Origin of the sequence: [Limnothrix rosea] IAM M-220 (genome assembly GCF_001904615.1) — a bacterium.
Taxonomy (GTDB): domain Bacteria; phylum Cyanobacteriota; class Cyanobacteriia; order Cyanobacteriales; family MRBY01; genus MRBY01.
Map to the genome: position 1 here is coordinate 21,581 of NZ_MRBY01000051.1, position 6,059 is coordinate 27,639.

A 6,059-nucleotide genomic window follows, 5' to 3' on the forward strand; every position below is an offset into this window, starting at 1 on the left:
GCCTATATTACTGAGGAAAAAATAGATGCCAACTTTAACAATGCCAACTACTAAAGCAACATGGTCTCATACTGAAGAAGCGATCGCCCGCGAGGCTTTTCGGGTTGCCTATGCTCGGGAAGTAGAGTCAATGATGGCAGAGGCGAAGCGTCAGGCGGCGGCAGCATCTAGTCCCGATGAGCTGTGGGAACTGAATGATTTTTTAAGTGCACGACGGCACTATTTAGATGGAAAGTATGATTTTCATCCGGAAAGTTTGATCTTTATTTTTGCCCAGCTCGTGAAGGAAGGCCTGTTAGATATGGCTGAGTTATCCGGTTTTAGTGCTGATAAGTTGTCTAAAATTCGCGTTCTTACTTTTATGTGATAGTTTGGGCGATCGCCAATAGTTTTTATTGTCACCCTCTGAATTTCTATACTGTTCGACGTTTGATGGCGTAAGAAAAGAAATCCCTTGCCATAATCGTGTTTGGAAAAATAGCCCGTGCCTCCTCCAGTAAATTATCTAGAGTGATGGGATTACCCGGCATATAGCGCGGACTAAAGTGGGTCATAATGAGTTTTTTCGCTTGGGCAAGTAAAGCAACCTGAGCCGCCATAGTAGAAGTAGAATGCATCCGGTCAAAGGCCATGTCCGAGTCTTTATGGGCAAAAGTGGCCTCGTGAATTAAAACATCTGCATCGTGGGACAACTCCACCGCCGCATCACAGAAAACGGTGTCGGTGCAATAGACCATTTTCCGGCCGACTTCGCGATCGCCACACAGTTCGGCACCATTAATAATGCGTCCGTCATCGAGGGTGACCACCTTACCTTTTTTGAGCTCACCGTAAATTTTGCCGGGGGGAATCCCCAGTTTTTGAGCCTTTTCGACATTAAAGCGACCGGGGCGATCTTTTTCTTCGACGCGATACCCAAAGGCGGTCACTCGATGCTTTAGGGGGAGACACCGCACGATAAACTGGTCATCTTCAAAGACAACACCGGGCTGTGATTGGTGAATGCGCAGGCGATCGCCGATGCGCATGTGGGAATACTGTTCACAGGCTCGTAAATAGTCCTTCAAACCCGCAGGGCCATAGACATAAATCGGTTGAGCATTGCCGGCCAGACCCATGCTGGCAATTAAACCCATCAACCCAAAAATATGATCACCATGCATATGGGTGACGAAGATACGACTAATTTGAGAAGAACGAAGATCGCTACGGAGCAGTTGGTGTTGCGTCCCTTCACCACAGTCAAATAGCCATGCTTCTGCCCGCTGGGGTAACCGCAGAGCCACACTGGAGACATTCCGCGCCCGAGTTGGGACACCCGAACTGGTTCCTAAAAATGTGATTTCCATCTCATTCACTGCGATCGCCAACAAATATAACCCCACCATTGTAAATGAATGGCCAAGGGACATCCGCCAAGACAAGCGTTAACCCAGACCGAATTGCAGTAAAAAAAGATTGATGCAAAGCATTTACACCACAAAGTTGAGGCTGTTCCCACAAAGCTAGAATAAAGAGTAATATCCATTTGTATCGTCTCTTTAGCAATAGTCCTATGGCAGCTGCATCCAGCAAAACCGAGTATGAAGCGGTAATTGGCTTAGAAACCCATTGTCAGTTAAATACTGCAAGTAAGATTTTTTGTAATTGTTCCACCGAATTTGACAGTGACCCCAACAGTAATGTTTGTCCCGTCTGCCTAGGTTATCCGGGGGTTTTGCCTGTCCTCAACAAAAAGGTTTTAGAATCTGCCGTCAAAATGGGTTTGGCCTTAAAGGCGAAGATTAGCCCCTATAGCAAGTTTGACCGGAAACAATATTTTTATCCAGATCTCCCCAAAAACTATCAGATTTCCCAGTTTGATCTGCCGATTGTGGAGCATGGCCAACTAGAAATTGAAATTGTTGATAAACCCAGCGATACTCCGGTAAAGAAAACCATTGGGGTCACTCGCCTCCACATGGAAGAAGACGCGGGCAAATTGGTTCACGCAGGCAGCGATCGCCTATCGGGTTCTACCTATTCCAAAGTGGACTTTAACCGGACAGGTATTCCTTTGCTAGAAATTGTGTCCGAGCCAGATTTACGTTCCGGCAAAGAAGCCGCTGAATATGCCCAAGAATTGCGCCGTTTAGTCCGTTACCTAGGTGTCGGTAATGGCAACATGCAAGAAGGGTCTTTGCGTTGTGATGTCAATATTTCGGTGCGTCCCGTCGGCCAAGAGAAGTTTGGCACAAAGGTCGAGATCAAAAATATGAACTCCTTTAGCGCCATCGAAAAAGCCATTAACTTCGAGATTAAGCGACAAATCAAAGCCGTCGAAGCCGGCGAACCCATCTACCAAGAAACCCGTCTCTGGGATGAAGCCAGCCAAAAAACCTTTAGCATGCGCATGAAGGAAGGGGCGAGTGATTATCGCTATTTCCCCGAACCCGACCTACCGCCCATGGAAGTTTCTAAGGCGCAACTAGAGGCGATCGCCGCCGCCCTACCCGAAACCCCCGCCCAGAAGCGCGCCCGTTACCTCAGCGAATATGGACTATCCTCCTACGACACCCGCGTCCTCACCGATGACCGAGATGTCGCCGAATACTTTGAAACAGCCGTAGCTGCTGGCGCAGATCCTAAGCAAGTCACCAACTGGGTAACCCAAGACATTGCCGCTCACCTAAACAAAAACATTGATTTAACCATTAATGATTTACCCCTAACCGCAGCAAGTCTCGCGGAATTGGTAAACCTGATCAACGACGGTACCATTAGCGGCAAAATTGCGAAAGAAATCCTACCAGAATTGCTGGAAAAGGGTGGATCACCGAAAAAGATTGTTGAAAGTAAAGGGTTAACCCAGATTTCAGACACCGGCGAGCTCGAAGCAATGATCGACGAATTACTAACCGCGAACCCCGATAAGGTGGAAGCTTTCCGTGCCGGCAAGAAAAAGTTACAAGGCTTTTTTGTGGGTCAAATGATGAAAAAAACCAGTGGCCGTGCGGATCCCAAGCTCGTGAACCAACTCCTTGCCAAAAAATTAAATGGTTGATTTCTAAGATTTTGGGGGTGAGGGGGTTGACCCCCCACTATTGTAGGGTTATATTTATTGCAGTAGATGCACCCTGATGATTGGGGGAGCCCAAGATTGGCTCTCCTTTTTTTTGTCAATTTTTGAGTGATCCGTTTAGTTGGTGGCGGCTATGACCATTGCTGACTAAAGGTTTGTCATTATGACTCAGCTAGTAGCTGTTGCATGGCTGCCCATGACATATTTTGCTCGAGATAAGTCGGTTCACTGGGATTGTAAGGACTTTGCAGGCGATCTAGGCTGACAAATTTAGCATCGGCAGCAAAGATGGGATTATCTGGGTTAAAGTCCGTTGGCTGCATTAGGGAGCTAGAAAAGCCTTTAAAAATCATCACTTGATCTTCTACTTCTGCGTCGTTGATTGTCGTGACCAGTAGGACTTCTTCTGGATGGTTGCGACTATAGTTTTCTAATTCTTGGGCGATCGCCATTGTAATATTCATTGAGAAAAAAGAACGCTGAGAAAATGTATATTACCTATAATTGATTATCACGTCGAATAAAGCGAATTGAAACGCAGATCCCCTACTTTCCATGCAACTTTTTCTATCTCAAATGCTTGCCATTAGCCGATGCTTGATTTCGCCACACAGCATTCAGGGAGGCGGACATAGAGATATATGACTCAACCTAACGTACCGCCAGAAATTCCCATTCGTGACTTTAATGCATCAAAGCAAACGAAGTTATTTCATACTTTAAAAAAACCAAGATTTACAGGCTGTCTAACATTGACAAATCCCCTAGCACGGGAATGGCATTTTTATCTTTATCTTGGTCGTTTGGTCTATGCTTCCGGTGGAACCCATGCTGTCCGCTGCTGGCGTCGGAACCTAACGGCTCACATGCCTCAAATTGCTGGCGATCGTGAGCGTCTCCAGAAAGATTTGATTGAGGTTAATGTCAAACCTTCCCAATTACATTGGGAGTACGATTTGCTCCGTAAATGGCATGACCAAGGGCGAGTGTCGCGGGAGCAGGTGAGTCAAGTTGTCCAAGCTATTACGACTGAAATGTTCTTTGATGTTAGTCAGAGTACCCAGGTGACTTATCATTTTGCCCAGTTTAATTATGGTGATAATCCTTTGATTTTGCTGGATGTTGACCAGATGATTTTGCAGGCATGGAAACTTTTAAAGCAGTGGAATACTTTAGATATTTCCCATCTTTCTCCCAACTGTGCGCCTAAAATTCAAAATCTGGAACTCCTTAAGGCTCGTTCGTCGGCGAGTACGTTTAATTTGTTGACGACTTTGATTACGGGGCGGGCAACTTTTTGGGATTTGTCCATTCGGATGAAGCGTGATGTTGTCCAAGTAGCGCGCTCGATTATGCCCTATATCAAATTGGGTTTTATTGATTTAGAAACCATTGATGATTTGCCAGCTCCTGCTCATATTACTGCGACCAAGCCTAGGTTTACTCGGGCTCCAGAGGAAGAAACTGTTATTCAGGCCGATAATCCTTTTACGATCGCCTATATTGATCCTAATAATGAGCAGCGCGATGAAATCGGTCGCATTTTAGAGGAGGCCAACTATCGTTATTTGCCCGTTAGTGATCCGTTTAAGGCTATGTCTGTATTGCTTGCCCAAAAGCCAGATTTGATTATTTTAGAGCTTGATTTGGGGTCAGTTAGTGGTTTGGATATGTGTGCCCAACTGAAAAAGCTGTCGCTCTTTCGTCAAACACCGATTTTAATCATGACCGATAGTTCTGGTATTTTTGATCGTGTTAAAAGCCGTTTAATGGGGGCTACAGATTTTCTGGTTAAACCGTTTCAACGGGAAGAACTTGTGGTCACGATCCAGAAATATTTGCGGGTGGGTGTTTAGGGCGATCGCCGTCGTTTTTTTTCGGTCAATTATTTTTGCCATGTCGGGCTCCATTGCCCAATTGATTTAGCATCATGAAAACTTTGTTAAGGAAAGATCCGATGTCGACTTCAGTATCCCCAAGGATTATTTCTTTATTGCCCAGTGCCAGTGAAATTTTAGATTGTCTGGGGCTAACGCCTTTTGTGGTGGGACGCAGTCATGAATGTGACTACCCTGCGGAAATTCAGACGCGCCCGATCTGTACTGCCGCCCGCTTAAATTCGTTAAAACCTAGTGGTGATATTGATCGAGATGTGCAGCAACTGTTGCAAAGTGCCCTTGGTATCTATGAGGTACAGTTTGATGTTCTGAAAAATTTAAAGCCAACTCACATCGTCACCCAAGATCAATGTGATGTTTGTGCTGTGACTTTAGGGGATGTCAAAAAAGCTGTCGAGGCGATCGCCGATGCAGACATTAAAATCATTTCATTACAGCCCAACACCTTAGCCGAGGTCTATGCCGATATTAATCAAGTTGCCGATGAATTTGGGTTAGATTCCCAAGCAGTGCTTGACGGCCTACAGCAGCGGGTCTCCCATTGTCGCCAGCAGACAAACGAGCTAAAACCAGCGCAACGTCCTAAGGTTGCTGCAATTGAATGGATTGATCCCCTTATGGGAGGTGGTAATTGGTTGCCGGAACTCATTGAACTTGCTGGCGGTGAAAATATTCTTGGCCACCAAGGTCAACATTCACCCTATGTGAATTGGGACGATTTGCGAGACGCAGATCCCGATATGGTGGTGGTGATGCCCTGTGGTTTTGATTTGGCACGAACTCGACAGGAAATGCTCGCAGACCTGGCGCAACATCCCCAATGGCGACAGCTACGGGCGGTAAAAAATGACCATCTCTATATTTGTGATGGCAATGCGTACTTTAATCGTCCGGGGCCTCGATTAGTCGATTCCCTCGAAATTTTGGCGGAGATTATGCACCCTGAGATTTTTGAGCGTCAATATCCAGAACAAGCTTGGACAAAGTTGCCGCTGGTCCAATAAATGATGCGGGTGAATGATTATAGTTCAGACATTAACTTTATTTAAATAACGTGAGTTTTGCTTAAGCATGCTCGGAAGTACGACGCGGTGAATGGG

6 protein-coding genes are annotated in these 6,059 nt (G+C 45.9%); 4 read left to right on the plus strand and 2 right to left on the minus strand.

From position 1 onward, the window contains the following. Positions 1–25 precede the first annotated feature (25 nt). Entirely contained in the window at positions 26–367 is a 342-nt protein-coding gene (locus NIES208_RS15625) for a hypothetical protein (protein WP_225875329.1), read from the plus strand. 46 nt (positions 368–413) lie between these two features. On the opposite strand, the gene NIES208_RS15630 is transcribed toward NIES208_RS15625, so the two are convergent. After that, positions 414–1,349, minus strand: coding sequence for a ribonuclease Z (locus NIES208_RS15630; RefSeq protein WP_075893919.1), 936 nt, complete (start codon positions 1,347–1,349; stop codon positions 414–416). A gap of 206 nt (positions 1,350–1,555) precedes the next feature. On the opposite strand from NIES208_RS15630, the gene gatB reads away from it, so the two are divergent. Continuing rightward, positions 1,556–3,043: an Asp-tRNA(Asn)/Glu-tRNA(Gln) amidotransferase subunit GatB gene (gene gatB / locus NIES208_RS15635; RefSeq protein WP_075893915.1), complete on the plus strand. Its 1,488-nt coding sequence runs from the start codon at positions 1,556–1,558 to the stop codon at positions 3,041–3,043. Between the two features lie 179 nt (positions 3,044–3,222). On the opposite strand, the gene NIES208_RS15640 is transcribed toward gatB, so the two are convergent. Next, positions 3,223–3,525 carry a DUF7734 family protein gene (locus tag NIES208_RS15640; protein WP_171971790.1) on the minus strand — a complete coding sequence of 101 codons (303 nt, stop codon included), beginning with the start codon at positions 3,523–3,525 and terminating at the stop codon, positions 3,223–3,225. Positions 3,526–3,702: 177 nt separating this feature from the next. Between NIES208_RS15640 and NIES208_RS15645 the strand changes: the two genes are divergently transcribed. Next, the gene (locus NIES208_RS15645) at positions 3,703–4,917 is read left to right on the plus strand and encodes a response regulator (RefSeq protein ID WP_075893916.1); all 1,215 of its coding nucleotides are present in this window, start codon (positions 3,703–3,705) and stop codon (positions 4,915–4,917) included. A 101-nt stretch (positions 4,918–5,018) separates the two neighbouring features. Next, positions 5,019–5,963 (plus strand): cobalamin-binding protein, encoded by a 945-nt coding sequence (locus NIES208_RS15650; RefSeq protein ID WP_075893917.1) that lies wholly within the window; start codon positions 5,019–5,021, stop codon positions 5,961–5,963. Positions 5,964–6,059 lie beyond the last annotated feature (96 nt).